The sequence below is a fragment of the Nonomuraea basaltis genome, from assembly GCF_005893125.1.
Classification (GTDB): Bacteria; Actinomycetota; Actinomycetes; order Streptosporangiales; family Streptosporangiaceae; genus Nonomuraea; species Nonomuraea basaltis.
Genome location: NZ_VCJS01000196.1, coordinates 1 through 23,675, shown reverse-complemented (window position 1 = coordinate 23,675; position 23,675 = coordinate 1). Strand labels below are relative to the sequence as shown.

The 23,675-nt window shown below is 68.1% G+C and carries 22 protein-coding genes; 16 read left to right on the top strand and 6 right to left on the bottom strand.

The genetic code is table 11. From position 1 onward, the window contains the following. From EJK15_RS52630 to EJK15_RS52620, 3 genes are all read left to right on the top strand, one after another. The coding region (locus EJK15_RS52630; RefSeq protein WP_138717999.1) for an MBL fold metallo-hydrolase at nt 1-426 on the top strand (426 nt) is incomplete at its 5' end. Beyond that, nucleotides 423-1,106, top strand: a complete 684-nt coding sequence (locus tag EJK15_RS52625; protein WP_138717998.1) for a TetR/AcrR family transcriptional regulator — start codon at nt 423-425, stop codon at nt 1,104-1,106. The genes EJK15_RS52630 and EJK15_RS52625, both read left to right, overlap by 4 nt. After that, nucleotides 1,103-2,035 (top strand): amidohydrolase family protein, encoded by a 933-nt coding sequence (locus tag EJK15_RS52620; protein WP_138717997.1) that lies wholly within the window; start codon nt 1,103-1,105, stop codon nt 2,033-2,035. Before EJK15_RS52625 ends, EJK15_RS52620 begins: the two co-directional genes overlap by 4 nt. Before the next feature lie 36 nt (nt 2,036-2,071). On the opposite strand, the gene EJK15_RS52615 is transcribed toward EJK15_RS52620, so the two are convergent. Then, nucleotides 2,072-3,073, bottom strand: a complete 1,002-nt coding sequence (locus EJK15_RS52615; protein WP_138717996.1) for an NADP-dependent oxidoreductase — start codon at nt 3,071-3,073, stop codon at nt 2,072-2,074. A 219-nt stretch (nt 3,074-3,292) separates the two neighbouring features. On the opposite strand from EJK15_RS52615, the gene EJK15_RS52610 reads away from it, so the two are divergent. Together EJK15_RS52610 and EJK15_RS52605 are read left to right on the top strand one after the other, a co-directional pair. Then, nucleotides 3,293-6,256: an AfsR/SARP family transcriptional regulator gene (locus EJK15_RS52610; protein WP_240777771.1), complete on the top strand. Its 2,964-nt coding sequence runs from the start codon at nt 3,293-3,295 to the stop codon at nt 6,254-6,256. Nucleotides 6,257-6,321: 65 nt separating this feature from the next. Next, a complete protein-coding gene (locus EJK15_RS52605) occupies nt 6,322-7,221 on the top strand; it encodes a zinc-binding dehydrogenase (RefSeq protein ID WP_138717995.1) in 900 nt (299 codons plus the stop codon). 139 nt (nt 7,222-7,360) lie between these two features. Here the strand turns inward: EJK15_RS52605 and EJK15_RS52600 are convergent, their stop codons facing one another. The 3 genes from EJK15_RS52600 to EJK15_RS52590 form a co-directional block, all read right to left on the bottom strand. After that, nucleotides 7,361-7,660, bottom strand: coding sequence for a hypothetical protein (locus EJK15_RS52600; RefSeq protein WP_138717994.1), 300 nt, complete (start codon nt 7,658-7,660; stop codon nt 7,361-7,363). 81 nt (nt 7,661-7,741) lie between these two features. Continuing rightward, a complete protein-coding gene (locus EJK15_RS52595) occupies nt 7,742-7,975 on the bottom strand; it encodes a hypothetical protein (RefSeq protein WP_138717993.1) in 234 nt (77 codons plus the stop codon). A gap of 142 nt (nt 7,976-8,117) precedes the next feature. Next, entirely contained in the window at nt 8,118-9,896 is a 1,779-nt protein-coding gene (locus EJK15_RS52590) for a serine hydrolase (protein WP_171075045.1), read from the bottom strand. 444 nt (nt 9,897-10,340) lie between these two features. Between EJK15_RS52590 and EJK15_RS52585 the strand changes: the two genes are divergently transcribed. The 9 genes from EJK15_RS52585 to EJK15_RS52550 all read left to right on the top strand — a co-directional run bounded on the left by EJK15_RS52585 (nt 10,341) and on the right by EJK15_RS52550 (nt 18,454). Then, a complete protein-coding gene (locus tag EJK15_RS52585; protein WP_138717991.1) occupies nt 10,341-11,225 on the top strand; it encodes a DUF2268 domain-containing putative Zn-dependent protease in 885 nt (294 codons plus the stop codon). Between the two features lie 10 nt (nt 11,226-11,235). Continuing rightward, entirely contained in the window at nt 11,236-11,994 is a 759-nt protein-coding gene (locus EJK15_RS52580) for a MerR family transcriptional regulator (protein ID WP_138717990.1), read from the top strand. A gap of 304 nt (nt 11,995-12,298) precedes the next feature. Then, nucleotides 12,299-13,510, top strand: a complete 1,212-nt coding sequence (locus EJK15_RS52575) for a cytochrome P450 (protein WP_240777770.1) — start codon at nt 12,299-12,301, stop codon at nt 13,508-13,510. A gap of 443 nt (nt 13,511-13,953) precedes the next feature. Further along, nucleotides 13,954-14,289 (top strand): hypothetical protein, encoded by a 336-nt coding sequence (locus EJK15_RS52570; protein WP_138717988.1) that lies wholly within the window; start codon nt 13,954-13,956, stop codon nt 14,287-14,289. Between the two features lie 353 nt (nt 14,290-14,642). Continuing rightward, nucleotides 14,643-15,437, top strand: a complete 795-nt coding sequence (locus EJK15_RS52565; protein WP_171075044.1) for a tetratricopeptide repeat protein — start codon at nt 14,643-14,645, stop codon at nt 15,435-15,437. 298 nt (nt 15,438-15,735) lie between these two features. After that, nucleotides 15,736-17,154 (top strand): ArsR/SmtB family transcription factor, encoded by a 1,419-nt coding sequence (locus tag EJK15_RS76760; protein ID WP_276615524.1) that lies wholly within the window; start codon nt 15,736-15,738, stop codon nt 17,152-17,154. 235 nt (nt 17,155-17,389) lie between these two features. Next, nucleotides 17,390-17,548: a hypothetical protein gene (locus tag EJK15_RS71620; RefSeq protein ID WP_171075043.1), complete on the top strand. Its 159-nt coding sequence runs from the start codon at nt 17,390-17,392 to the stop codon at nt 17,546-17,548. Between the two features lie 69 nt (nt 17,549-17,617). Next, nucleotides 17,618-18,019 carry a hypothetical protein gene (locus EJK15_RS52555; RefSeq protein ID WP_138717986.1) on the top strand — a complete coding sequence of 134 codons (402 nt, stop codon included), beginning with the start codon at nt 17,618-17,620 and terminating at the stop codon, nt 18,017-18,019. Nucleotides 18,020-18,181: 162 nt separating this feature from the next. Further along, on the top strand, nt 18,182-18,454 hold the full coding sequence (locus EJK15_RS52550) for a hypothetical protein (RefSeq protein ID WP_138717985.1): 273 nt from the start codon (nt 18,182-18,184) through the stop codon (nt 18,452-18,454). Nucleotides 18,455-18,926: 472 nt separating this feature from the next. Here the strand turns inward: EJK15_RS52550 and EJK15_RS52545 are convergent, their stop codons facing one another. Together EJK15_RS52545 and EJK15_RS52540 are read right to left on the bottom strand one after the other, a co-directional pair. Continuing rightward, nucleotides 18,927-19,844, bottom strand: coding sequence for an aldo/keto reductase (locus EJK15_RS52545; protein WP_138717984.1), 918 nt, complete (start codon nt 19,842-19,844; stop codon nt 18,927-18,929). Next, nucleotides 19,841-20,893 carry a hypothetical protein gene (locus EJK15_RS52540; protein WP_138717983.1) on the bottom strand — a complete coding sequence of 351 codons (1,053 nt, stop codon included), beginning with the start codon at nt 20,891-20,893 and terminating at the stop codon, nt 19,841-19,843. Before EJK15_RS52540 ends, EJK15_RS52545 begins: the two co-directional genes overlap by 4 nt. 753 nt (nt 20,894-21,646) lie before the next feature. Here EJK15_RS52540 and EJK15_RS52535 point away from each other — a divergent pair. Continuing rightward, nucleotides 21,647-22,093 carry an RrF2 family transcriptional regulator gene (locus tag EJK15_RS52535; RefSeq protein ID WP_206061648.1) on the top strand — a complete coding sequence of 149 codons (447 nt, stop codon included), beginning with the start codon at nt 21,647-21,649 and terminating at the stop codon, nt 22,091-22,093. Between the two features lie 149 nt (nt 22,094-22,242). After that, nucleotides 22,243-23,634, top strand: coding sequence for an MFS transporter (locus tag EJK15_RS52530; RefSeq protein WP_206061647.1), 1,392 nt, complete (start codon nt 22,243-22,245; stop codon nt 23,632-23,634). Nucleotides 23,635-23,675 lie beyond the last annotated feature (41 nt).

Here is a 23,675-nt window from a genome sequence, read left to right as displayed (position 1 = left end):
CTCCTACCCACCCCCGGCCACTCGCCCGGCCACATGTGCGTGCTCCTGCGCCTGGACGCCGGCAACGTGCTGTTCATGGGCGACACCCTCTACACACTGCCCCACCTGGCCACAGACCAGGTCCGCCAAATGACTATCGGCGGCGCCGACACGACCCACCAGATCGAGGCCGCCCGGCGCATCCAGACCCTGCTGGCCTCCGACCCCGGCACCGTGCCGCTGTTCGCCCACGACAACACCCGCTACCAGTCCGACCGGGTCGCCTCCGCGTTCGCCCAGGGAACACCCGGCGAGGCAGAGCTGCGGCAGTTGCGCACGCACATGGAGACCGTCCTCACCCCCGACTGGCGGCTACGGCCCGGGCACACGCCCCGCTTCGTTGCGCCGGCGTCCGGCGCACAAGTGGGGCGGGTGGAGTTCCGATGACCTCTACGAGGCGCACCCGGGGCAGGCCGCGCGACCCCGATGCCGACGAGGCGATCATGAAGGCGGCGCTGGAGCTGTTCGTGGAGCGCGGCCTGGGGGGCGCAAACTTCGAGCAGATCGCCAAGCGCGCCGGCGTGGCCAAGGTGACCGTCTACCGGCGCTGGTCGTCGAAGGAGGAACTGCTCACCCACGCGATCGAGCAGGCCCGCACCCTCGTCCCCGAAGCCGACATCTGGGCCACCACTGACGCCGAGGCGCAGCCGGCCGACCAGCGGCTCATGGACTCCTGGGTGCACACCCTCGGCGACGCCCGCTTCCGGGCGATCCTCGCCCAGCTCATCGGCTCCAGCATCACTCAGCCGTCGCTGCTGACCACCTACCGCGACCAGTACATCCAGCCCCGCCGCCGGCTGATCCACGCCACGCTGGAACGCGCCCGCCGCGACGGGCTCCTGGCCGCCGACGCCGACCTCGACACCGTGATCGACATGGTCGTGGGCGCGGCCATGTACCGCATGCTCATGAAACCGGACGCCCCGGCCGACTCCGCCGCCACACGCCAGTATCTGGAAGCCGTCCTTCAGCAAGCCGACCGGCTGCTGCGGCGCCCCGGACAGCGAACCCCCGACGCCCACCATCGACCCGAAGACCACCAGGAAGAGGGACACGAACCCGCATGACCGGATACATCGACGTCCAGCAGCACATGATCCCCGCGAGCTACGCGCGCTGGCTGCGCGAGCACGGGGTGCACGCTCCCGGCGGCCGGGAACTGCCTGAGTGGAGCCCTGCACTGGCGCTGGAGTTGATGGACCGCCAGGGCATCGCCGCCGCGATCCTGTCCGTCAGCACGCCGGGCGTGCATCTGGGCGACGGCACCGACGCCTCGGCCATGGCACGCACCGTCAACGAGTTCGGCGCCGGGCTGGCCCAGGCCCATCCCGGCAGGTTCGGGCTGTTCGCCACGCTCACCCTGCCCGACGTGGACGCCGCCGTGACCGAGGCGGCGCACGCCCTCGGCGAACTGGCCGCCGACGGGGTGATCCTGCTGGCCAACAGCCGCGGACTCTACCTGGGCGACCCGGCCCTGGACCCGCTCATGACGACGCTGGACGACCGCGCCGCCGTCGTTTTCGTGCACCCCGCCGACCTGCCAGGACCGGCCGCGCCGGGCATCCCGCCGTTCGCCGCCGACTTCCTGCTCGACACCACCCGCGCCGCCTTCAACCTGGTCCGCCACGACGTGCCTCGCCGCTTCCCGCACATCAGGTTCATCCTGGCGCACGCCGGCGGTTTCCTCCCGTACGCGGCGCACCGCCTGGCCCTGGCCATCCTCGCCGAGACCGGCCGGGACCTGGACCACGTCCTGGACGACTTCGCCGGCTTCTCCTTCGACACCGCCCTGTCCGCCAGCCCGGCCGCGCTGCCCTCGCTACTCGCGTTCGCCAAGCCGGGACACGTGCTGTACGCCAGCGACTGGCCCTTCGTCCCCGAACTCGCCGTCGCCTACTTCAACGGCCACCTCCAAAATTCCGGCCAGGACACCACCGACATCGGCCACCGCAACGCCCGCCTGCTGTTCACCCGCCTGTCTGAGGCCAGACGCTGACCTCCGCCGACGGCCGTTCGTCTGTGAAAGGGGAGATCAGAGCCTGACCAGCATCTTGCCGACGTTGCCGCCGCGCATCATGTCCAGGAAAGCAGCGGGCGCCCGCTCGATGCCCTCGGCCACGGTCAGCTCGGTGTGCAAGGAGCCGTCGGCCAGCCAGCCGGCCGCCTTTCCGATCCATTCGGGGAACAGGTGGAAGTAGGAGTTGATCAGCATGCCGCGCAGAGTGGCGTCCTTGGCGGCCAGGGTGAACAGGTTGCTCGGGCCGGGGACCGGCTCGGTGGCGTTGTAGGAGCTGATCGCGCCCACCATCGCGATCCTGCCGCCGTGACGCAGTGCGTCGATGGCCGCCACCAGGTGGTCGCCGCCGACGTGGTCGACGTAGACGTCGATGCCGTCGGGGGCGGCCTTGGCCAGTTGCTCGGCGACCGAACCGGCACGGTAGTCGATCGCGGCGTCGTAGCCCAAGTCCTGCACGAGCTTCTTGGCCTTCAGCGTCCCGCCCGCGGAGCCGATCACGCGGGAGGCACCGAGTTTGCGGGCGAGTTGCCCCGCGATGCTGCCCACCGCCCCGGCCGCCGCCGAGACGAGGACCACGTCGCCCTCCCGTACGGGGGCCACCTGGGTCAGCGCCGCGTAGGCGGTGAGCCCGGTGGTGCCCAGCGCGCCGAGCCACGCCTCGGCGGGGGCCAGGGCGAGGTCGGCGACGGTCGCAGCCGCGGCGTCCACCACGGCGTACTCGCGCCAGCCCAGGAAGTGCACGACGGTCGTCCCTACCGGGATGCCGGCCGAGCGCGAGGCCACGACCTCGCCGATCGCCGAGCCGTCCAGGGGTGCGCCGAGCTGGAACGGCGGCAGGTAGGACTCGGCGTCGTGCATCCGCTCGCGCATGTAGGGATCGACCGACATCCAGGTGTTGCGGACCAGGACCTGGCCCTCGGCCGGCTCGGGCAGCGCGGTGCTGACCAGCTCGAAGTCCTCCGGGCGCGGCTCGCCGAAGGGGCGGGCGGCCAGGTGGATCTCACGGTTCACGGTCATGGTGGTGCTCCTCGTTCGTGTGGTGCTCTCTGCTTCGTGCTCCACTCTGGACAGGGGCGCGCACGATCGGCTGGGGGTTCGCTGCGGGTACGGTGACCCGGTGCGATTTGGTGTGCTTGGCCCTCTTTCCGTGTGGACCGACGACGGGCGACCCGTGCGGGTCCCCGAGGTGAAGGTCCGGGCACTGCTCGCCGACCTGCTGGCCCACGAGGGCGTGCGGTGTCGGCCGACCGCCTGGCCGAGGACCTGTGGGGAGACGACCCACCGGGCAACCCCGCCAACACGCTGCAGACCAAGGTGTCCCAGCTACGCCGCGCCCTGGAGCAGGCGGAGCCGGGAGGTCGCGAGCTGGTGGCCTTCCAGGCGCCGGGTTACGTCCTGCGCGCCACCGACGTGGACGCCGCCCGTTTCGTCGCGCTGCTCGACCGGGCCCGGGCCGCCACTGATCCCCGGGCGAAGGCCGAGCTGCTGTCGGACGCGCTGGCACTGTGGCACGGTCCCGCCTACGCCGACTTCCGCGACGAGGAGTTCGTCCGCACCGCAGCCACCCGTCTGGAGGAGCAGCGCCTGACCGCGCTGGAGGAGCGGGCGGAGGTACGGCTGGAGCTGGGCGAGCACAGCCTGGTGGCCGACGAGCTGGGCGAGCTGGTGGCCGCGCACCCGCTGCGTGAACGCCTGCGCGCCGCCCACCTGCGCGCGCTTTACCGGTCGGGACGGCAGGGAGAGGCGTTGGCCGGGTACGACGAACTGCGGCACCGGCTGGCCGACGAATTGGGCCTCGACCCCGGCCCTGAGCTGGCCGCCCTCCACCAGGCGATGCTGCGCCAGGATCCCTCGCTCACGCCCGCGCGCCCGCGCACGAACCTCCCGGCCCCCCTCACCGAACTGATCGGCCGCGAGCAGGCCGTGGCCGAGGTCGGCGCCCTGCTCGGCTCGGCGCGTCTGGTCACGCTGACCGGTCCAGGCGGTGTCGGCAAGACCAGGCTCGCCCTGGCGGTCGCCGACGTCGCTACCGACGCCTTTCCCGACGGGGTGTGGCTGGTCGAGCTGGCGGGGACCTCGGGCGAGACGGCGACCGTGGCCGAGGTGGTGGCCGCTGAGCTGGACGTCCGCGACGATACGGCGACGGGTTCGCGTCCCGGCGTGCGACCGGCTGACCTGGCGCACCGGCTCGCCGACGCCCTGCGTGGCCGGCGGATGCTGCTCGTGCTGGACAACTGCGAGCACGTGATCTTAGCGGTCGCCGAGCTGGTGGACCTGCTGCTGCGGGCCGCCCCGGACCTGCGGGTGCTGACGACCAGCCAGGAGTCGCTGGCGATCCCCGGGGAGACGCTGTACGCGGTGCCGCCGCTCGAGCTTCCGGTGCCCGGCGCAGACCCGGGGCAGACCGGCTCCGTACAGCTGTTCGTGGCCCGTGCCACGGCCGCCGCGCCCGGGTTCGTGCTGGACGAGGAGAGCGCGCCTTCGGTGGCGGCGATCTGCAGGAGGCTGGACGGCCTGCCGCTGGCGCTGGAGCTGGCCGCCGCTCGGGTACGTGCCCTGGGCGTCCGCGGCGTGGCCGATCGGCTGGACGACCGCTTCCACCTGCTCGCGGTCTCGGGCCGGGGACGGCCCGCCCGCCAGCAGACCCTGCGCGCGGTGATCGACTGGAGTTGGGAGCAGCTCACCGAGCAACAGCGGCTGATCCTGCTCCGGCTGGCCGTCCACCCGGGAGGCTGCACGCTGGAAGCGGCCGAGGCGGTGTGCGCTGGCCCTGGACTGGACGTGGCCGACCTGCTGGACCAGCTGGTGACCAGGTCGATGGTCGAGTCCTCCGGCGGGATCCGCTACCGGCTGCTGGAGTCGATCGCCGCCTACTGTCTCGAACGGCTCGCCGACGGCGACCCCGTCTTCCAGCGCCGCGACCTCTACTACACCGAGCTGGCCGAACAGGCGAGGCCCCACCTGTACGGTCCTGCTCAGCGCCAGTGGCTGGACCGCCTGGACACCGAGGCGCCCAACCTGCGGGCCACGCTCGAGCACACCACCGACCACGCGCTGGCGCTGCGCCTGGTCGACGCCCTGGCGTGGTACTGGTACCTGCGCGGCAGGCACCGCGAGGGCCGCGCCTCCTTCGCCGCGGCCATGGCGCTGCCCGGCGTGGAATGCGCGAGGACGGCGGCGTGGGAGACCGGGTTCGCGATGCTGACCGGCGACGGCAGCGACCTGCTGGAGCGCAGCCGTACCGCAGCGCGGGCGCTGGACGCCCGTGACGCACGGTCGCGCTGGTTCCTGGCACTCCCGCATCTGAGCTTCGGGGACGCCGCCACCGCGGAGGGCCTGCTGACGGAGGCGCTGGCCGCGTTCCGCGCCGTCGGGGACCGCTGGGGCGAAGCGGCGGCGTTGGCGGGTCGCGCCAAGCAGGCGATGTTCCAGGGTGACCACGCACTCGCCGAGCGGTCCGGCACCGAGAGCCTGACGATCTTCGGTGACCAGGGCGACGGCTGGGGACGGCTGCAGGCCTCCGACATGCTCGGCTACCTCGCCGAGATCATCGGTGACTACGAGCGGGCCGCCCGCCTGCACCGCGAGGGCCTGCGCATCGCCGAGGAACTGAGGCTGTGGACCGACGCGTCCTACCGGCTGTCCAGCCTGGGCCGGCTCGCCCTGCTGACCGGGGATCTGGACGGATCCCGGGAGCTCCATGAGCGGGGGATGCGCCTGGCGGCCAAGCAGTCCAACAGCTTCGCCGAGGAGTTCGCCAGGGTCGGGCTCGGCCTCGTGGCCCGCCGCGCCGGCGACCTCGACTCGGCGGCGCAGCTCTTCCAGCAGTCGCTGGCCTGGAATCGCCGCCTGGAGGCCGACTACGGCGTGCCCTTCTACGGGGTGACGCTGCTGCTGGCCGAGCTCGGCTTCATCGCCGAGCAGCGCGGCGACTCCGCCTCGGCCAGGACACTGCACCTGGAGGGGCTCGCCGCGGCCCGCGAGGTCGGCGATCCGCGCGCCATCGCCCTGGCCCGGGAGGGGCTGGCCGGGGTCGCGGCGGCCGAAGGCGCCTACGAGGAGGCGGCGGCCCTGCTGGGAGAGGCCGCCGCGCTCAGGGAGTCGGTGGGCGCGCCTCTGCCGCCCGCAGAACGCGGCGACGTCGACCGGATCGCCGCCGCTGTTCGCGCGGCGCTGGGCGAGGAGGCGTCCATGCGCTGACCCCCAGCCGATCGTGCGCGCGTTCCGTCAGGGTCGTACCCGTCACCATTCTTGGAGGAGTAACGATGCGAGCCCTGATCTACAACCCGGACCTCTCCTTCGACGTCGTGCCCGACCCGGTGCCCACGCCCTCCCAGGCGCTGGTCCAGGTGGCGGCCTTCTCGCTCAACTTCGGTGAGATCGCCTACAGAAGCGCGAACGTCCGGTCCGGGTACGTCCCGGGATGGGACGCCGCCGGGGTGGTCGTCCAGGCCGCCGCCGACGATTCAGGTCCTGCCGCCGGCACCCGCGTGGTCACTTTCGGCTGGTCGGGGGCCTGGGCGGAGCTGCGCGCCGTGGACACCGCCGAGCTGGCCGTCGTTCCCGAGGCCGTCGACCTGGGGTCGGCCAGCGCGCTGCCGGTCGCCGGAGTCGCGGCGCTGCAGGCGGTTCGACGTCTCGGCCCGCTGACCGGCCGCCGTGTCCTGGTCACCGGGGTGTCCGGCGGCGTCGGCCGCTACGCCGTACAGCTCGCCGCCCGTGCGGGAGCGCATGTCGTCGCCTCCGCCGGCAGCCCCGCCCGCGCGGAGGGCCTGCGTGAGCTGGGCGCGGCAGAGATCGTCATCGGTCCGGAGAGCCTGGAGGGCCGGGTGTACGGCGTGCTGGACAACGTGGGCGGGCGACAGCTCGCGCAGGCGTTCTATCGGCTGGAGGACGACGGCGTGGTGATGGCCATCGGACGGGCGGCCCGCGAGGCCACGGTCATCGACTTCGAGCTGGCGGGCACGCGATCGGCGCGGGGGCGGATCGAGAACTTCAACGTGACCACGCCGTTCGGCGGCGACCTTGCTCACCTTGTCGGGCTGCTGGCGGCCGGCGAGCTGGACGCGCAGGTCGGCTGGCGCGGGCCGTGGGACAAGGCGATGGAGGCGGCCGATGCCCTGCTCACCCGCCGCGTCGCCGGAAAAGCAGTCCTCGACCTGTGACGCACCCAGCCATGCTGGGCCTGCTATGCGGTCCGCAGGATCGCTGCTTGTCGCCGAGTCGAGACGACCGGGCGGTCAGCTTTCGGGGCACGCTGCATGCCGCGTGCTTGGCCGGCCGCCCGGACGGTTTCGCGTCAGATCATCCTCGGGTCTCGATCCATACGTTGACCACAGTGTGCGGGGTGATCTTGGTGAATGAGACGGATCCCACGGGAGCCCACGGGCCCTCGATCGCGATCGGCCCGACCTCTGGTGAGAAATGCCGCTGCAGGACGTGGATGCGGTGCTCGCCCGTACCGCCGCTGCAGAAGCTGGACGCCGAACCCGAGCTGACCTGGTAGCTGCATCCGGTGGGGGTTGCAAGGGCTGGCGTGGCTAGTCCGACGATCAGTGCTGCGGACATCCCGGCCGTGGTCGCGATCCATTTTCCTTTGTTCATGCATGGCTCCTGTGTGCCTGCTGATGTTGGTGTCTGGGATTCGTTCGAGTGTCCCTCCAGGATTTCTCTAAGGAAAGTTTCCTAAGGAATCTGCCGACCGGAGGGGTTCGCCGGCTCCGGCCAGGCGAGGATCTCAACGCCGAGGAGGCCCTGAAGACGGCCTACGCCGAGATCGCAACGCAACACCAGCACATCGGCGGGCTCCTGGGCCAGATCCGCGATCTTCAGGGCGAGTACCCACAGCACAGCGTCCAACGGATCGTCATCGAGAACACCGCCCTGAAGCAACGAGCCCGCCAGCTCGCCCACGATCATCGTGCCCTCGAGGAGACTCTGCAGGGGGTCGCAGCCGCCCCTCGTGACCTGTTCCTCATGGAAGGCCCACGGCGGGCGCCGGACCCGTATTTCCCGTCGTCCGATCGCCTTGGGCTTGTTCCCCTACAGCGCTCGCTATTGGTTACTTCGTGGAGCTGAAGACGTTCAGCACGCGCGCGTAGTGCTCCTGCGCCGTTTCTTCAGGTACGTGCGAACTGAAAAAGGCCACCGTGAAGGCATTTCCTCTTGAGTCCTCGACGATCCCTATCTGGTGCTGCCAGTTCTTGACTTCGCCCTTGAATTCAGCCTTGGCGCCGAACTTGCCCGCGACCGACAGGTCATCATGAATCCTTTCGCCAAAGCGCACCCTCGTCGCCTCTTTCATGTATTCCAGGAGCTCTCTTGACGCGCCGTCGCCTGCCGCGGCCTTGTGATGGACGTGCTGCAAGAACTTCGTCATATCCGCCGGCGTGGTAGTGAGGGGTTTTGATTCGTCGCCGGTGAGATACTTTCTTTCGATCTTGGTGCTGCTCAGTTTGAGGTCGTTCGTGATGACCTCTCGCAGCTTCCCGACGGTGATCTTATCCAAGATGTGATTGCTGGCGGTGTTGTCTGAGTAGATGAGCATCTGCTTGATCAGCGTACGCGCCGGCACACTTTGGCCCGGGCGAGGAGGGCCACCCAACTTGCCCTCGGGAGTCGCGGAGCCGAGAACCGTTTCCCCGATCTTGATTGGGTCGTCGAGCTGGAACTTCCCGCCTGCGCCGTTGTCCCCCAATTTCCCCTGGTGTCCCAGTTGGAGTGCGGTATATGCGATGATTGCTTTTGCAGTGCTTGCCGGATAAACGCTCTTGTCCGCCCCTTGGGAGTAGATCACGTCTCCCGACTTGAGGTCTGTCACTGTCGAGTCATTCTGCGGGTAGCGATCCAGGGCCTCTCGCAGAGAGCGTGCCAGGTTTTCTTTATCATAGGGTACCGGTTGGCTTTGACCTGAGCGATGCCGCTGAAATGATCCGGCTTGGCCCCGAGGTCGCGCACGGACCGGGGGAACCGACGCTTTGACACCGTTCACAATGCCTTGGGCGTAAGCGTCCTTGTGCTTCTGAGTCCAGCCGCCCTTGGCGCCCGCCTCCAGGTAGACGAACGGCCGCTGTGACAACAGTGAGACCAGAGGTATGTTTCCCGGCGCCACTCCGCTCCTGTTGTCGAAGCTGTTATCCTTTATTGCGACCTTGTGACCTTCCACGGCTTCACGGGCTCTGGCGAAGTTCAGAGCGTATTCCCTGCTCTTTGCCGCGACGGCGGAATCGCCGAACGTGACTTTCTTGCCGTCCGGCCTCTCGCGGTAGAGCCCAACCTTTTGCGTGTAAATTTCACCCCAGCTGTCCCATGGGCGTGCGGTGTCATGATGAATGCTGATCGCAAGGGCTGCGTTACTGTGGTTGACGGTATTAGAACGTTGCCGCTTGTAGACTTTTTCATCCGCACGGTTCTTGGTCAGGACGACTGCATAACCAGCTTTCTCCAGCCTGACTTTGACCTCTTTCGCGACTTCAAAGACATCCCTTGTCTCGGGCTCGTTCGGCGTCTCGCGATCGACGATGCCGGTCTGCCTGTCCTGGCAGGGGTCGCCTTTCGCTCCGTGGCCGGGATCAAGGACGATGACGTTCTTTCTCGGATCTAGCCCGGAAGTATCGGTAGCAGAAGCTTCCGGACAATGAGGAAGCTTGATCCCCGCTGAGCCACGGGTGGATGGGGCCTGCACGGTGACGGGCTCCGCGGGCCGAGTGACGGCGCTGGCAGGAGAAATCGGACCCGGGCCGGCTCCGGCGCAGGCGGCGGCACCCAGGCCGCACAGCGCCAAGGCTGCAAATGCTGGTCTGCTGGTCACGTTCATCCCCCTGAAGAACCCGTCATTCACCCATGTCATGTGGCCGTCGCCGTGACTATGCCCTCATCGGCAGACGTGCTCGGAGTTCCTACCTCTGGAGCGGGAGCCGTCAGCTCCCTGGCGTCCTGTTTCGGGACCGCTCGGGGATCCCCACGGATGATCGATGGAGTGGGCGACCGGACACGGGGTGTCAAATCCTGAGTCAACACCAGGTTTTGGTGGCTATCCAAGTATTTGACCTATTTTTGGGGGTTTTCTGACCGCCGGCAGAAGCGCTGTGTTGACCAGGAACCACCCCCATGCCGCGTCCAGCAAGCCGAGCGCGCTAAGTTGATCTTCCTGGCCCTGCGTGAGTCCATCGCAGCGGCGAACCGCCGGTCATGACGGGGCTGGGTGACGGCATGTCGGCCGTACCTCGACGAAGAGCGCCGCTGGTTTGACCTTGACGCTGCGTCAACTTCTAGCATCGGGGCCATGTCGATCACTGTTCTTGACACCTGCTCCGCCATGCGGCGGATCCTGCTGGCTCCGGCTGCGGACCGCGTTGATCTGCTGCGTTCGATGCTGGAGCCCATCCGGGGCATGTACCGCTACTCCCCCGGTGAGGTCGACCTGGTGGCCATGCACCTCGAAACGTCCGGGTTCCCCATCGACCGCGACGAGGAGCGTTGCCTCGACGCGCTCGAAACCCTGGCGGCGGCCGGAGCCTGGGAGCGGATGCAACGCGCGCTCGACAACGCTCTCGCCGTACTGCTGGAGGCGACGCCGGGGCTGGAGGCCCCGGACATCACCGTGCTGTTCGTCCTCGGCGATCCGGCTGACAAGCACTTCATGGGTCCCTGCAAAGGATTGACCGGGTTCGGCGGCATCTCGGGCCACATCGCCATCACGTTCTGGCCCTTCCCCGAGAACGTGGAGCGGCTGGAGGCCACCGCCGTGCACGAACTGCACCATAACCTGCGGTGGGGCCCGGGCGGGGTGGTGTGGAACCCGATGACCGTCACGGTCGGCGATCACATCGTCGGCGAGGGCCTGGCCGACGCCTTCGCCCGCCAGCTCTACGGCGACGAGCTCGGCCCCGCCCGCATCGGCGTGCCGCACCTGCACGACGACGAGGTCTTCGGCAAGGTGCTCACCGGGCTCGACGTGACAGGCATGCAGAACTTCACTGCCTGGGTGCACGGCGATCCCAGCGCCGAGCGCTTCGGCCTCACCCCGGTGGGACTGCCGATGGGCGCCGGGTACGCCGCGGGCAACCGGCTGGTCGACACCTACCTGGCGGCGACCGGGCAGACGGCGGCGCAGGCCCTGCACGCCGACAGCTTGGAGATCATCGCCGCCACGCTCCGCCGCGGGTAACACTGGAACGATGGAGTGGACGATCCAGGAACTCGCGGCGAGGGCCGGCATCACCAGCCGCACCCTGCGTCACTACGACCGCGTCGGCCTCTTGGCCCCGTCCCGGGTCGGCGCGAACGGGTACCGCTACTACGACCCGGGCTCGGTCGCCCGGCTCCAGCGGATCCTGCTCATGCGCCGGCTCGGCATGGGCTTGCCGGCCATCGCCGAGGTCCTGGCGGACGAGGTGGACACGTGCGACGGGCTCCGCGCCCACATCGCCGCACTGGAAGAGGAACGGGACCGCATCGAACGGCAGATCCGGTCTGTGCGTCACACGCTCGAAGCCCTGCAGGCGGGGGCGGAACCGCAAATGGACGTGATGTTGGCGGGGTTCAACGACCACTCCAAGGACGAGGTGATCTCACGCTGGGGCGAGCGCGCGTTCCAAGTGAGCAACGACTGGTGGCACGGCAAGACCCTTGACCAGCAGCGGGCCTGGAAGCAGACCACCGAAGACCTCGTCGCCGCATGGGTCGCCGCAGCGAAGGCCGGGGTTTCCCCGGCATCGGAACACGCTCAGTCACTGGCCGCCCGGCACGTCCGGTGGCTGAGCGAGATCCCGGGTACCCCCACGGCCGAGGGCGACCGGGAGCGCTCGATCGCGATGGTGAAAGGCCTGGGGGACATGTACGTCGACGACCCCCGCTTCGCCGCCATGTACGACGACGCCGCGGGGGCGACGTTCGTCCGCGACGCACTGCACACGTACGCGCGGACCCAGATGTAGCTCGTGTGGTTCGCGGAAATGACCATTTGTGAGAGTTCTGCGAGAGCCTGGGAGTGATCACGTTTCCGCAGGTCGCCGTTCGCAAAAGTCCTCTCGAAACTGGCGCGTTGCCGGAGATCGTGTTGCGCACGAAGGCGATGGGCAGGTCGGCGCGATTGTCCCCACCCAGGGCAGTGAGCACCGAAGAACCGGTCATCGCCGCCGGGAGTGCAAGTGCATGGGTGGGGGCGGTCTTGACCGTCGGCGGCTTATTACATACGTTCCCGGCGAGCTTGTTGGACCACGGCATCGCCCGGAGGCGGCTTTGACAGAACAGTCCAGCACCACGTCGACCTGGCCGGACCTTCCTCCCGGACCGTACGGCACCCCCTCGCCCGACCTGTCGCGCCGGTACGCCGAGGCGCCGATGGAGCCGGCCACGCTGCCGAGCGGCGACCGGGTTCCCATGATCGTCCGGTACGCGGATGTCCGCAGCCTGCTCACCTCGCCGGCCAGCAGCCGTAACCTGCGCGAGCCCGGCCTGCCCAGAATGGTCAGCGGCACGTTCCTGGATGACGACCCGGCGGCGCTGATGAACCAGGATCCGCCGGAGCACACCCGCTACCGGCGCATCATGCACGGCACGTTCACACCCAGGCACATCGAACGCTGGCGGCCCCGCGCGGCGGCCATCGCCGGCGAATTGATCGACACGGCCGGCCAGGAGTTCGACCTGGTCGCGGACTTCGCTCTGCCGCTGCCCGCGCGGGTGATCTGCGAGATGCTCGGCGTGCCGATGGACCGCTTCGACGAGTTCCGCGGCTGGACGGAGATGTTCCTGTCCACCTCGGACGCGAGCGCCGAGGCCAGGGGCGAGGGATTCGCCGCGTTCATGGCCTACGCGCGGGAGTTGATCGAGCAGCACCGGGCCGAGCCGGGCGAGGACCTGATCGATCTGCTCATCGAGGCACGCGACGAAGGGGACGGGCTCAGCGAGGTCGAGCTGACGAACATGGTGTTCACGCTGATCCTGGCCGGGCACGAGACGACCGCCTCCATGATCATCCGGGGCGTCTTCCGCCTGCTCTGCCATGCCGACCAGTACGCCGAGCTCGCGGCGCATCCCGAGCTGGTCGATCCGGCGGTGGAGGAGATCCTGCGCCACGAGGGCCCCGGCTCCAACGGCATGCTCCGGCGGATCACTGAGGAGGTCGAGGTGTCCGGCGGGACCATCCCTGCCGGCACGGTCGTGCTCCCCAACCTTTGGGCCGCCGACCACGACCCGTCGGTGTTCCAGGACCCGCTGCGGTTCGACGTGCACAGGTTCACCGGCGCCCCGTCCACCCCGCACCTGGCATTCGGCCACGGCCCTCACTACTGCTTGGGCGCGAACCTGGCCAGGATGGAACTGCAGGAGGCGTTCCACGCCCTGGTGACGCGCCTGCCAGGACTGCGTGCGCAGGAGGACCTGTCGGCCGTTATGTGGAGCGACGGGTTCGTCTACCGGCCACGCCGGCTGCTGGTCAAAGCAGGCTGAGTCCCGACGCGTGCGGGTCTGGCGCCTATGCCCCCATCTTCGCCGATGCGGGTACTGAGCTTGGTCAGGTAGGTGATCTCGTCGCGATAGCGGGCGCGGTCGCCGGTTCGCCGAGTTGGCCACGGGCCTCGCGGATGCCTAGCTCTCGCTCCGGCGGTACGTCGGCCGGAGCTGCGCCGTGACGCGCGCGAAGGCGGTGTTCACCCCAGATCTCCGACAACGCAGGGCAGAGTTGCGGCCTCCGGGGAGATCTTCGCCTTCTGACTCGTGTGCTTACACCAAGAAGGGTGCGCCGATCACGCATCGCCAGCCATTGCATAGGAAGCTTTCCTATTTAATACTGCGATCAGTGCAGCGTATCGCGGTGCACAATGCTCCATCATGCCGCTGGGGCGCGTAAGGCCATGCCCCGCCGACTCGGTACCTACTGTCCGGAGGTTCCCGTGACTCGTCGTGTCCCCGCCCTCCTCGCCGCCGCGTTCGCCTGTCTCGGCGCGCTCTCCGTCTCCGCCACGCCCGCGCAGGCGGCGGTCGTGGAGGTGGTCTACAGCCCACTCTCACTCGGTGACTACTGCGCCGCCAAGGTCAATTCCTCCTCCATCATCGGCTTCTACAACGGCAGCCTGAGCTGCTACCGCCGGAGCGCCGGCGGCTCCGGCCTGACCTATACCGGCAGCGGCAGCGCCTCCGCCGCGTGCGCGCACTTCAACCCCACCTACACCTACCTCGGCTATGCCCAAGGCGCCAGCCAGGCTCTGATCTGCAGATACTCGGTCTGACCCGGGCCCTGGCGTCGCCCTCTCGGTGGCGACGCCAGGGGCCGTCACCTCGAGCGGCAGATTCACGTCACGAGTTTCGACGATCGCCGTCTGCGGGAACGCCGGATAGTCGGGCACGTCAAGAGACAGTCGTCAACGACAAGATCAATCTAGGCGCCAACGACTGTCCGCGTAGCGGCTCCACTCTCCGCCGCCTTCAATGAGGAGACGGGCAGCGGTCTTGTCGTGGTAGCCGAGGGCATCGGCGACGACGTGAGCACCAACTGGCCGAATTTCTGGAGCGATCCCCAGCCGATTGACGGTTGCCCACTACGTGGCCAGGTGCGAATCTTGCAGTAAGGAGACGATGCGCGGTGAAGCCAGGCTGGATTGGACGGCGCCGGGTCGACCCCGCTGCTGAGGCTCGCGAGGTGGTGGCTTGGGAACTGGCGAAGAGCCTGGCCGCGCCACCTGACCACCGGCGGGTCCTGTCCAAGCGCGAAGGACGCGTCCGCAAGCTGCATGAATCCGGTCGACTGGCAAGGGCCGAGGCCGAGGCGCGGGTCTTGGTGGAGGCGCGTAAGCGGGTGCAGGGGGCCGAGCACTTCGACACTCTGGTCAGTCGCAGCACTCTTGGTCTCGTGCTGTACGACCTCGGCCGGTTCGAGGAGGCTGAAGCCGAGCAGCGGGCGGTGGTCGATGGGATGGCGCGGGTGCGGGGAGGCATGGACCCTCAGACTCTGCTCGCCAGCGTCAGCTACGCGAACACGCTCTGGGCGCTCGAGCGGTTCGAGGAGGCGGAGCCCGTCCTGCGGGCGGCTGTGGAAGGGCTGACGCGGGCGCTGGGAGCCGAGCACCCCTACACCCTGTCCGGCCTTCACACGCTGGGGACCGTCTTGAATGATCTCGGGCGGTACGAGGAGGCCATGGCAATACTCCGGACCGAGGTGGAGGCGTCCGTACGCGCGCATGGACCCGACCATGCGGACACCTTGGCCGGCCGCAACAACCTCGCCTGCGCCCTGCGCGGTCTGGGCCGGCTGACCGAGGCGGAGGCCGAGGCTCGGGCGGTGGTGAAGGCGGCCATGCGGACACTGGGGCGTAGAGACCCCAGAACCCTGAAAAGCCGCGAGATCCTTGCCCTCATACTGGACGATCTAGGAAGCTGAACCCCCAGGATCACGAAGACCGCGATCGTCAGGGCGACGAAGATGACGTCGGTCATCCCCACTCCTCAACTCCGGGAGACATGGCTTCGGCCGCCCTGCTTAGGCGGCCGAAAGGCCAGCAAATCCCGGATTTGGGGCGGTTCTGTCGTTTCCTGACGGGATCTATACGCCCAAGGACTGAATATTGACGCCGCCTCTACGCCGCCGGTGGTGATAGAGCTCCGCGTAGCGCTCGCCCCAGTCGATCAACTCATCGTGGGTACCCTGCTCGACCAGCCGCCCCTCGTGCAGCACGAAAATGACATCCGCCGCCCGGATCGTGTCGAGCCGATGCGTGACGGCAATCGTCGTACGGCCGGCCGGCCGGCAGCGGGAGCAACGCCTGCTGAACCTGTCGCTCGCTTTCCGCGTCGAGGGCCGAGGTGGCCTCGTCGAGGATGAGGATGCGCGGGTCGTTCAGGATCGCCCGACCTCGTTCGCATCCGCCGGCAAGCTTGCATCCGACCTTCGCGGCGAGGTCCTCTGCGCTCAGCACCGCGTTCTGGTAGAGGCTGGGCGAAGGGCTTGCCGCGACCTCGGGTTGGCCGTTCGAAGCACCCGGCGACGAGGACGAGTGCAGTCAGAGCGGAACGGCGCGCAATGTCGTGTTGAACCATCTGCTATCTGGCTGTGTGAGCCTGTCCCCATGGCCCTGGGGACCTTGAAGATCGTGTTCACTCCCGAGGATCTGGCCCGCGTCCGGATCGCCTCTCGTCCCGACTTGATGTGGGAGATGGTGCTGAGCCTGCACCTCCTGCAAGCCCGAGGCGGGGGCACAGCGATGGCCGCCTGGCGCCGGCAGGTCCGCGACAACCTCGCCGAGATCGGCTTGCTCCCGCAGACGCGAAACGTGCTGATCCCCCTTGCCCCGCCGGGACCCTACTTCCCCGACTTCCTCACCCCCGCGGAAACCCAGATGGGACTCGACCAGGGCGTCGAAGCCCTTGCCTCGACTCCGAGACGGCGAATCCGCCATGAGCTGGATCTCCTGCAGACCTACTACGGCCTGCCTCCCGGGCTGGAAGACCTCGCCCGCGGCGATCCGCGCGCCATCCGCGACCTCGGCCGTGTTGCGGCCGGCTACTGCCAGGCGGCGTTCGCTCCCCACATGCAGCAGATGGAACACACGCTCGGCCAGGAACGCTCGGCCCTGGCCCGGCACCTCACCGATGACGGCGTGGAGCAGATGCTCGACCAGTTGCCTCCGATGATGCGTTGGAGATCACCGGTCCTGGAGGCCGACTATCCCGCGCGGGCCGCACAGAACTCCCGGGAGATCCACCTTCGCGGACGAGGACTGACGCTGATCCCCTCCTACTTCTGCCGGATCACGCCTGTCGCGCTGGTAGATCAAGGGCTTCCTCCCGTTCTGGTCTATCCCGCCCGCCGTTGGAGCTCATCGCCGGCCACCGTCAAGGACCCCTTGGTGGAGCTGCTGGGCAGGACCCGTGCCGAGACGCTCCGCTGCATCATGGCCACGCCGGGCTGCACCACGACGGAACTCGCCCGGCGTACTGGGGCATCCCTGGCCAATGTCAGCAAGCACGCCCAGGTGCTGCGACAAGCGGGACTGATCACCAGCACTCGCCAGGCCAACCTGATGTTGCACCAGGCGACCACACTCGGCGCCGAACTCATTCGCACCCAGCCACCGAACGAACCACGTACACGGCCGTGACCTCGATGTTTTCCCCCCAATCGAATCATGCTGACACGACGCGTCCCAGACCTGTGAACTGTCACCGAACCCACGACGAAGGGGGGACCATCTCGTGATCAAGGGGGGACCGAACCGTGCGCCCTGGCGACCACTGTCGCCGGCCCCGGCGTTCCCCAAACGGGTTCATGATCACCTTTATCACTGCTGTCTTGGCCTCTAGGGGAGAAGAACAACCAAGCAGTACGGGGGAACCATGCAACGCGTCTTCATCATCGTCGCAGCTCGGCTCGTGGTTGGCGGGCTGGCCTCGTCGGCGCAAGCGGCGTCCGAGCATGCCCGCGCGACGGCGGCAAAGTACACGACTCAGGTACGTGAGGCGGGCCTGGATGAATCAGGTCAGAAGGCTGCATGACAAGGTCGACCCCGTTCCCTACGGTCACTCGATCATCCGACTCGATCGAAAGGAATCTCGGAAGCCCTCATGCTCACCATCCGAAACAGAGCCGTCCCAGCCGCCCTGTGTGCCGGCGCCGCCGCTCTTTCCCTGCTGACCGCCGCCCCGGCTGAAGCCGGAGAAACCACTTATCACGGCTGCAAACCGGGGAACGTCTGCATTTACCGCGGAGAAGTCACCCAAGGAAACCCCGTCTACCAGACCCCCGGGAAGATCCCGGATGGGAAATGGGGATGGGTGATCGTCAACAATGGGCGCCGTGACCCAGGCAGTGACCACGTGTGGTTCCAGTACAAGCACAACGTCAGCAGCGAACCGTGGCGATGGAAGTGCTTGCACTACTACCCCGGCAGCGGCTTCAAGCTCGATGTCACCGACGACGTGACACCCGTCACGATCCGCGACATGTACTGGGGCGGTGAGTGCTAGCCATGCAGGCCATCTCCCCAGAAGGATCGTCCATGAGCACGAAGAGAATCACAACTGCCGCAACCGCTCTATGCGCGGCCGCGACGGCTGCTCTGGCGCTGGTCGCAGCGTCCCCGGCGTCCGGCCGGGGAGACCACTTACAAGGGCTGTCGGCCGGGCAATGTGTGCCTGTACAGGGGCGACCTGTCCGAGAACTACCTGTACTACCAGACCGCCGGGAAAGTCCCGGATGGGAAAACGTTCTGGGTGATCGTCAACAACGGACGTCAGCAGCAAGGCGGCGACCACGTGTACTTCGAGTACCAGTTCTACGGCAGCTCGAAGTGGTACTCGAAGTGCCTGCACTTCTACCCCGGCAGCGGCTTCAAGCTCGACCTGCGCGACGGGGCGGTGAATGCGAAAGTCAGAAACATGTACTGGGGTGGCGAGTGTTAGCCGACCGGTGACATCAAGGGCGTGGAGCAGATGAATGCTTCACGCCCTTTCCGGTATGGGCCAAGGCCCAGGGCCCCTGTCAGCGCCCCATGGAAGCCGATGCCAAGGACGCCACTTACCGCCGGGTAATCCACGCCATCAAAGCGCTCCAAATCACAGGCCTGGAGCGGGCCGCTTTGGCGATCTTCAAAAACAACCTTTCCTGAAGAGATCATCACGGCCTTGGATCTCCACCCGAGCTCCACCCGGATCTCCACTGCAAGGAGGTGCGACAGTCCCCGTGTTGATCCGTACGGTTCCGTCCATGAACGGAAGAGATGCGAACCGGCTCTTGCTTGCTGCGCACCGCGCGGGAGTCGCTCACCAACGCCGCCAAGCACGCGCCGGACACAGCGATCACGGTCAAGCTCGACTATCGAGTCGATACCGTGGGCCTGGTGGTCCGCAACGGTCCCGCTCCCGGGGCGGCCTCCTACCCCGCGCTGAGGCGATCCCGCAGTGCGTCGTACACGTCCGTCGGGAGCGGGCCCTTCTGGGCGGCTGCGACATTGGCCTGCACGTGCGCGACCTGAGTCGATCCGACGATCATCGAGTGAAGATCTTGGTGACCGAGGATGAAGCGGAGCAGGAGTTCCATCGTCGAGGCGCCGTCTGCCAGATCGTCCAGGCCGGCAGCGGCGAGCCGCGCGTAGCGGTCGGCGAGCGGCCGGCGCATCGGCTCCGGCATGGCCTCGGGTGGAGCCGCCAGCGGGCGGGCGACTGAGCCGCGAGCGATCGTCCCCGCGCCGGCTGCCGCGGCGGCGCTGATGAGTTCCTCGTGGGAGCGGTCGAGCGCCGAGTAGGGGAGGAGGAAAACGTCGAACACCCCGATCGCGATGTGTTCCGGAAGGTTGGGCAGATTCCCTGACATGCCGGTGAAGCGGATCGCGCCTTCGTCCTGGAGGGCCAGCATCTCGGCGATGGTGTCCTCGGCCTGCATCTGGGCGACGCTCGGGCTCATGTGCACCATCAAGATGTCAAGGTGGTCGGTGCGCATCCGGCGCAGGCTCTGCTCGACGCACGCGCGCACGTTCGCCTTCGTGTAGACGTGCGGCGGAAACGTCCGTGGGTCACCGTCCGCAGCGAGTGGGCAGCCGCACTTGCTGGACAGGACGAACTCCTCGCGCCTGTGGGAAATCCAGCGGCCGATGTGCTCCTCGGCGTCGCCGTAGTCCGGCGACGTGTCGATGAGGTTCATTCCCGAGTCGAGGACCGTGTTCAATACCGTGCGGGCCTGATCGTCGCTTATCGGCTTGCCCCACGCCTGCGGCCCGCGCATCTCCATCGATCCGTAGCCGAGGCGGCTCGCCTGCAATCCGGTCCTTCCGAGCTTCGCGGTTGGCAGCGTCACGCCTTCGTCCTCTCTTCGGTCTCGGCCGCCCTCGCGCCTCCGTATGTGGCCAGGGCGTGGAAGGCGGCCTTGGGTTCCCACGGCAGCCCCGGATAGGCCGTCCCCGTGCGGCCATGCTCCAGGATCTTGACGATGCCGAAGCTTGCGGTGTCGAAGTCCCGTTCGGGCTCGGAGGACGTTGGCAGGTCCCGGCGGGCGAACGTGTTGACGAACGCCGTGTCCGTGCCCTCCTTGTCGTAGATGTCGAGGAGCTCGCGCACGTACTGCGCTTGTTCCTCTTCGTCCCGCGTGACGGCCGCGGTCAGGCGGACGGCGCGGGCGCGCTCGTCCCACTCGACGATGGAGTCGCCGCGTCCGCCCAGATCGGCGGCGCCGCGGTGGGTGGTGCAGCCGAACTCGGTGACGGCGAACGGCTTGCCCTGCGAGGTCTGCGCGCGCAGACCTTCACGGAAACCGGGCGCGTTGGTCGCGTCGCGGTAGCCGGCGTCGGTGGCGATCATGTCGAACGCAGTCCAGTCCACGCCTTCGAAGGGCAGGCAGGCATAGCTGACCGGGCCACCGAACCGTTCGCGCACCGCGGCGACGGCCCGGGTGAGGAAGGCGTTGACGCGGGCGCGCAGTTCGGGGAGCGCGGCGCGTACCCGCGCGGGCTCGGCTATCACGCCAAGCCGCTCCTCCAGGCTGTCACCAGGCAGAAAGCCGCTGGTGAACAGGCTGATCTCGGAGCCAGTGAGTAAGACGACGCGCGCCCTTTCCCGGCGCAGGCGTTCGGCGCGTCCGGCGGCGTCGACGATGAACGTCATTAGCTCTTCCTGCGTGAGGCCGTTGGTGAACGGCGAGTACCAGACCTCCAGGCCCGCGCGCGCGGCGTGGCGTGCGGCGGTCTCAAGGCGGTCCGGGTCTCCTCCGGTGATGCGGACCGCGTCGCAGTACAGCTCGTCGCGGATGATCTGCATCTCGCGGCGCACTGTGTCCGGGTTGAAGGGCTCGTGGGTGGTGGTTCCGGCGGACAGGAAACCGGTGTCGTAGGTGACACCGTAGGCACGCATCAGGGGCCTCCGTGTGTGGTTGTGCGGTGGGACATGCGAGGAGGCGCGGGCTGGGGCGGGTTTTTGTGGCCTGGGTTGTTGATGCCGAGCGTTCGTGGCACGTATTCCGCGTCGTCCGTGCTTCTTGGCGACTTCCTTGACCAGCTCGGCGCCGATCTTCTCCCACGGGTCCTCGAGCTCGATCTCCTTGGCGATGGAGACACCGTCGTTGGCGACGTCATTCCTGCTCCTGCTCTTGATGGGGTGCTCCGGGCGGCGCCCCGCGACGAACGGTCTGCCGGCAGGTGGACGACCTGTCGGCAGACCTCGCCGTCCCGGCTTTCTTTGGTTGACACTCTCCAGGCGCGAGTTGCCAGGCGTCCGATCGCACTCTACCCACAACTTGCGCGGCACGCACATGGTGCGCGACACGCAATAGCGGATAGGGTTGACCCATGTTGTGTCCTGGAAGCTGGTCCAGGCCTGCGGGTGGAAGTCCCGTCCGGGTGAGTACTGGAGCGCCCGGTAGCAGGCCCGGTTCGTTGTGGAGACATGGCGGGCTGAGCGGGGCATCTACCTCGCCACGTTCGGCGAACCACCCCGACCCGCCGGCCACCACCGCCCTCATCACCGCCCTGCGCACCACTCCCAACGCCCTCGGGCCCACAACCAATCTCACGGAGATGTATCAGGTGCCGGATTGACGGGCGATCGAACTGCAACTAGCCTCGTTACAGTTCAATCGATGGCGCGGCGGAGCGCGAAGGGGTCACGGTGGGTCTCAGCAGCAGGAGCGCGGTCGCGATTCACGCGCTCACGATGTTGGCGCGCTGGGGTGAGCGCTCGCTGACCTCCGCGGAGATTGCGGACAGCCTGGCGAGCAACCCGGTTCTCGTGCGGCGCATCCTCGGCAGCCTGCGGGACGCCGGCCTTGTGTGGTCCACCGAGGGGCGGGGTGGCGGCTGGTCCCTTGCCCGCGCCCCGCGCGAGATCACGCTCTACGACGCGTACGGCGCCGTCGAGGAGGGGCCGATCCTGTCGCGGCACGCTCATCCAGCCAGCGATGCATGCGAGGTCGGGCGCCACATGCAAAACCTGCTCGAGGTGGAGTTCCGGGACGCGGAACAGGCCATGAAGGAACGGCTCGGCCGGACGACCATTGCCCACCTGGTCCAGCAGGTGCTGGCCGCCGAGCGCGAACTCGCGCTGCCGAATCGCTAACTGAGCACTGGCGGAGGCACGTCCTCCGCCGTTCTTTTTGCCCTAACTGTAACTATAACAGTGGCAGTAATGCCGTGCGGAGGACGCGTCGAATGACACCCACGTCGACCACAACCGAACGAACCGGCTCAGGGCCGGCCCTGCTGGCAGTGCTCACGCCGGCGATGCTCGCCACGGTCATCGCCAGCGACATGGTCAATCTCGTGCTCCCGTCGATCGGAGCGGAGTTCGGGGCTTCCGAGGCGGAGCTCGCGTGGGTCGTCACCGGGTTTCTGCTGATGTTCTCGGTCGGCATCCCCTTCTATGGCCGCATCTCCGACCGAGTGAGCCTGCGGCGTCTCTTCGCTTTCGCCCTGGTGACCTACGCCGCCGGCAGTCTGCTCTGCGCGCTCGCTCCGGATCTCCTCGTGCTCGTGCTCGGGCGGATCGTGATGGGGATAGGCGCGGCCGCGATCCCGGTGCTCTCGATCATTGCCGTCACCAGGTTGATGCCGGAGGACAAGCGAGGGATGGGGATCGGCGTCGTCTCCTCGGCCACGGGTATCGGTACCGCAGCCGGACCGGCTGTCGGTGGCGGGATCGGCCAGTTCCTCGGATGGCCCGCGCTGTTCTGGCTCATGCTTGTGGTCGCGCTGGTACTGCTTCCCGCGGCGTTGCGCGTGCTACCGGGCGAGCCCCCGGCGGGTGCGGGTCGGTTCGACCTTCCCGGCGGCATCCTTCTGGGCCTCGGTGCCGGGCTGGTTCTGTTCGGCATCACCCAGGCACAGGTCGCCGGCTTGGCCGCACCGTCGTCCTGGGTCAGCCTCGTGGTGGCGGTCGTGGCCGTCGCGCTCTTCGGGTGGCGCACCGTCCGCGTCGCGCAGCCGTTCGTCCCGCCCGCGCTGTTCACCAACCGGGTCTACCGGGCCGCGGTCGTCGTCGCGTTCCTGGCCATGATCGTCAACCTCGGCGGCCTGGTGTTCGTTCCGCTGCTGGTGGTTGACGTCAACGGTATCAGCCCGGGGGCGGGGGCCCTGGTCATGATCCCGGCTGGGGTCGCCGTCGCCCTCGTCTCGCCGTTGATCGGTCGCCTCGCCGACCGCATCGGCACCCGACCCCTGGTGCTGACGGGCCTCGCAGCCATCGGGCTGTTCGCCCTGTTCCTCTCGACCTTCGCGGGAGGCACGTCGGTGATCCCCGCGGGGGCCGGGATTCTCGGGCTCAGTGTCGGCTTCATCTTCGTGATGACCCCGATCATCAGTGCCGCGGCGAGCGCATTGCCGGCCGATCAGGTCGGCGTCGGCCTCGGGATCCTCCAAGGAGCCCAGTTCCTCGGCGCCGGCACCGGCCCAGCCCTGTTCGGTGTGCTGGTGACCGCAAGGCAGCAAAGCGGCAGCGGCGCCATCAACCCCCTGTACCCCGGTCACGAAGGCGCTGCCTTCTCCGACACCTTCCTGGCCATGGCCGTGGTGGTCGTCCTCGCGTTGATCGTCGCGTTCCGAATGCGTACCGCGGCAGCCCCCGCGGCCACGCCGTCCCGCGACGCGGACAAGGTCCACTAGGACATGGTCCGGCCAACTCAGCCAGCGAGCGGGTGGGTGGG

What these genes read in the sequence shown, in the direction of transcription:
- EJK15_RS52540 (WP_138717983.1), bottom strand. Translation starts at nt 20,893, where the DNA reads ATGCGTGCCTACGGTGTCACCTACGACACCGGTTTCCTGTCCGCCGGA.
- EJK15_RS52600 (WP_138717994.1), bottom strand. Translation starts at nt 7,660, where the DNA reads ATGAACAAAGGAAAATGGATCGCGACCACGGCCGGGATGTCCGCAGCA.
- EJK15_RS76760 (WP_276615524.1), top strand. Translation starts at nt 15,736, where the DNA reads ATGACATCCGCCGCCCGGATCGTGTCGAGCCGATGCGTGACGGCAATC.
- EJK15_RS52620 (WP_138717997.1), top strand. Translation starts at nt 1,103, where the DNA reads ATGACCGGATACATCGACGTCCAGCAGCACATGATCCCCGCGAGCTAC.
- EJK15_RS52625 (WP_138717998.1), top strand. Translation starts at nt 423, where the DNA reads ATGACCTCTACGAGGCGCACCCGGGGCAGGCCGCGCGACCCCGATGCC.
- EJK15_RS52615 (WP_138717996.1), bottom strand. Translation starts at nt 3,073, where the DNA reads ATGACCGTGAACCGTGAGATCCACCTGGCCGCCCGCCCCTTCGGCGAG.
- EJK15_RS52595 (WP_138717993.1), bottom strand. Translation starts at nt 7,975, where the DNA reads ATGATCGTGGGCGAGCTGGCGGGCTCGTTGCTTCAGGGCGGTGTTCTC.
- EJK15_RS52585 (WP_138717991.1), top strand. Translation starts at nt 10,341, where the DNA reads ATGTCGATCACTGTTCTTGACACCTGCTCCGCCATGCGGCGGATCCTG.
- EJK15_RS52605 (WP_138717995.1), top strand. Translation starts at nt 6,322, where the DNA reads ATGCGAGCCCTGATCTACAACCCGGACCTCTCCTTCGACGTCGTGCCC.
- EJK15_RS71620 (WP_171075043.1), top strand. Translation starts at nt 17,390, where the DNA reads ATGCAACGCGTCTTCATCATCGTCGCAGCTCGGCTCGTGGTTGGCGGG.
- EJK15_RS52580 (WP_138717990.1), top strand. Translation starts at nt 11,236, where the DNA reads ATGGAGTGGACGATCCAGGAACTCGCGGCGAGGGCCGGCATCACCAGC.
- EJK15_RS52555 (WP_138717986.1), top strand. Translation starts at nt 17,618, where the DNA reads ATGCTCACCATCCGAAACAGAGCCGTCCCAGCCGCCCTGTGTGCCGGC.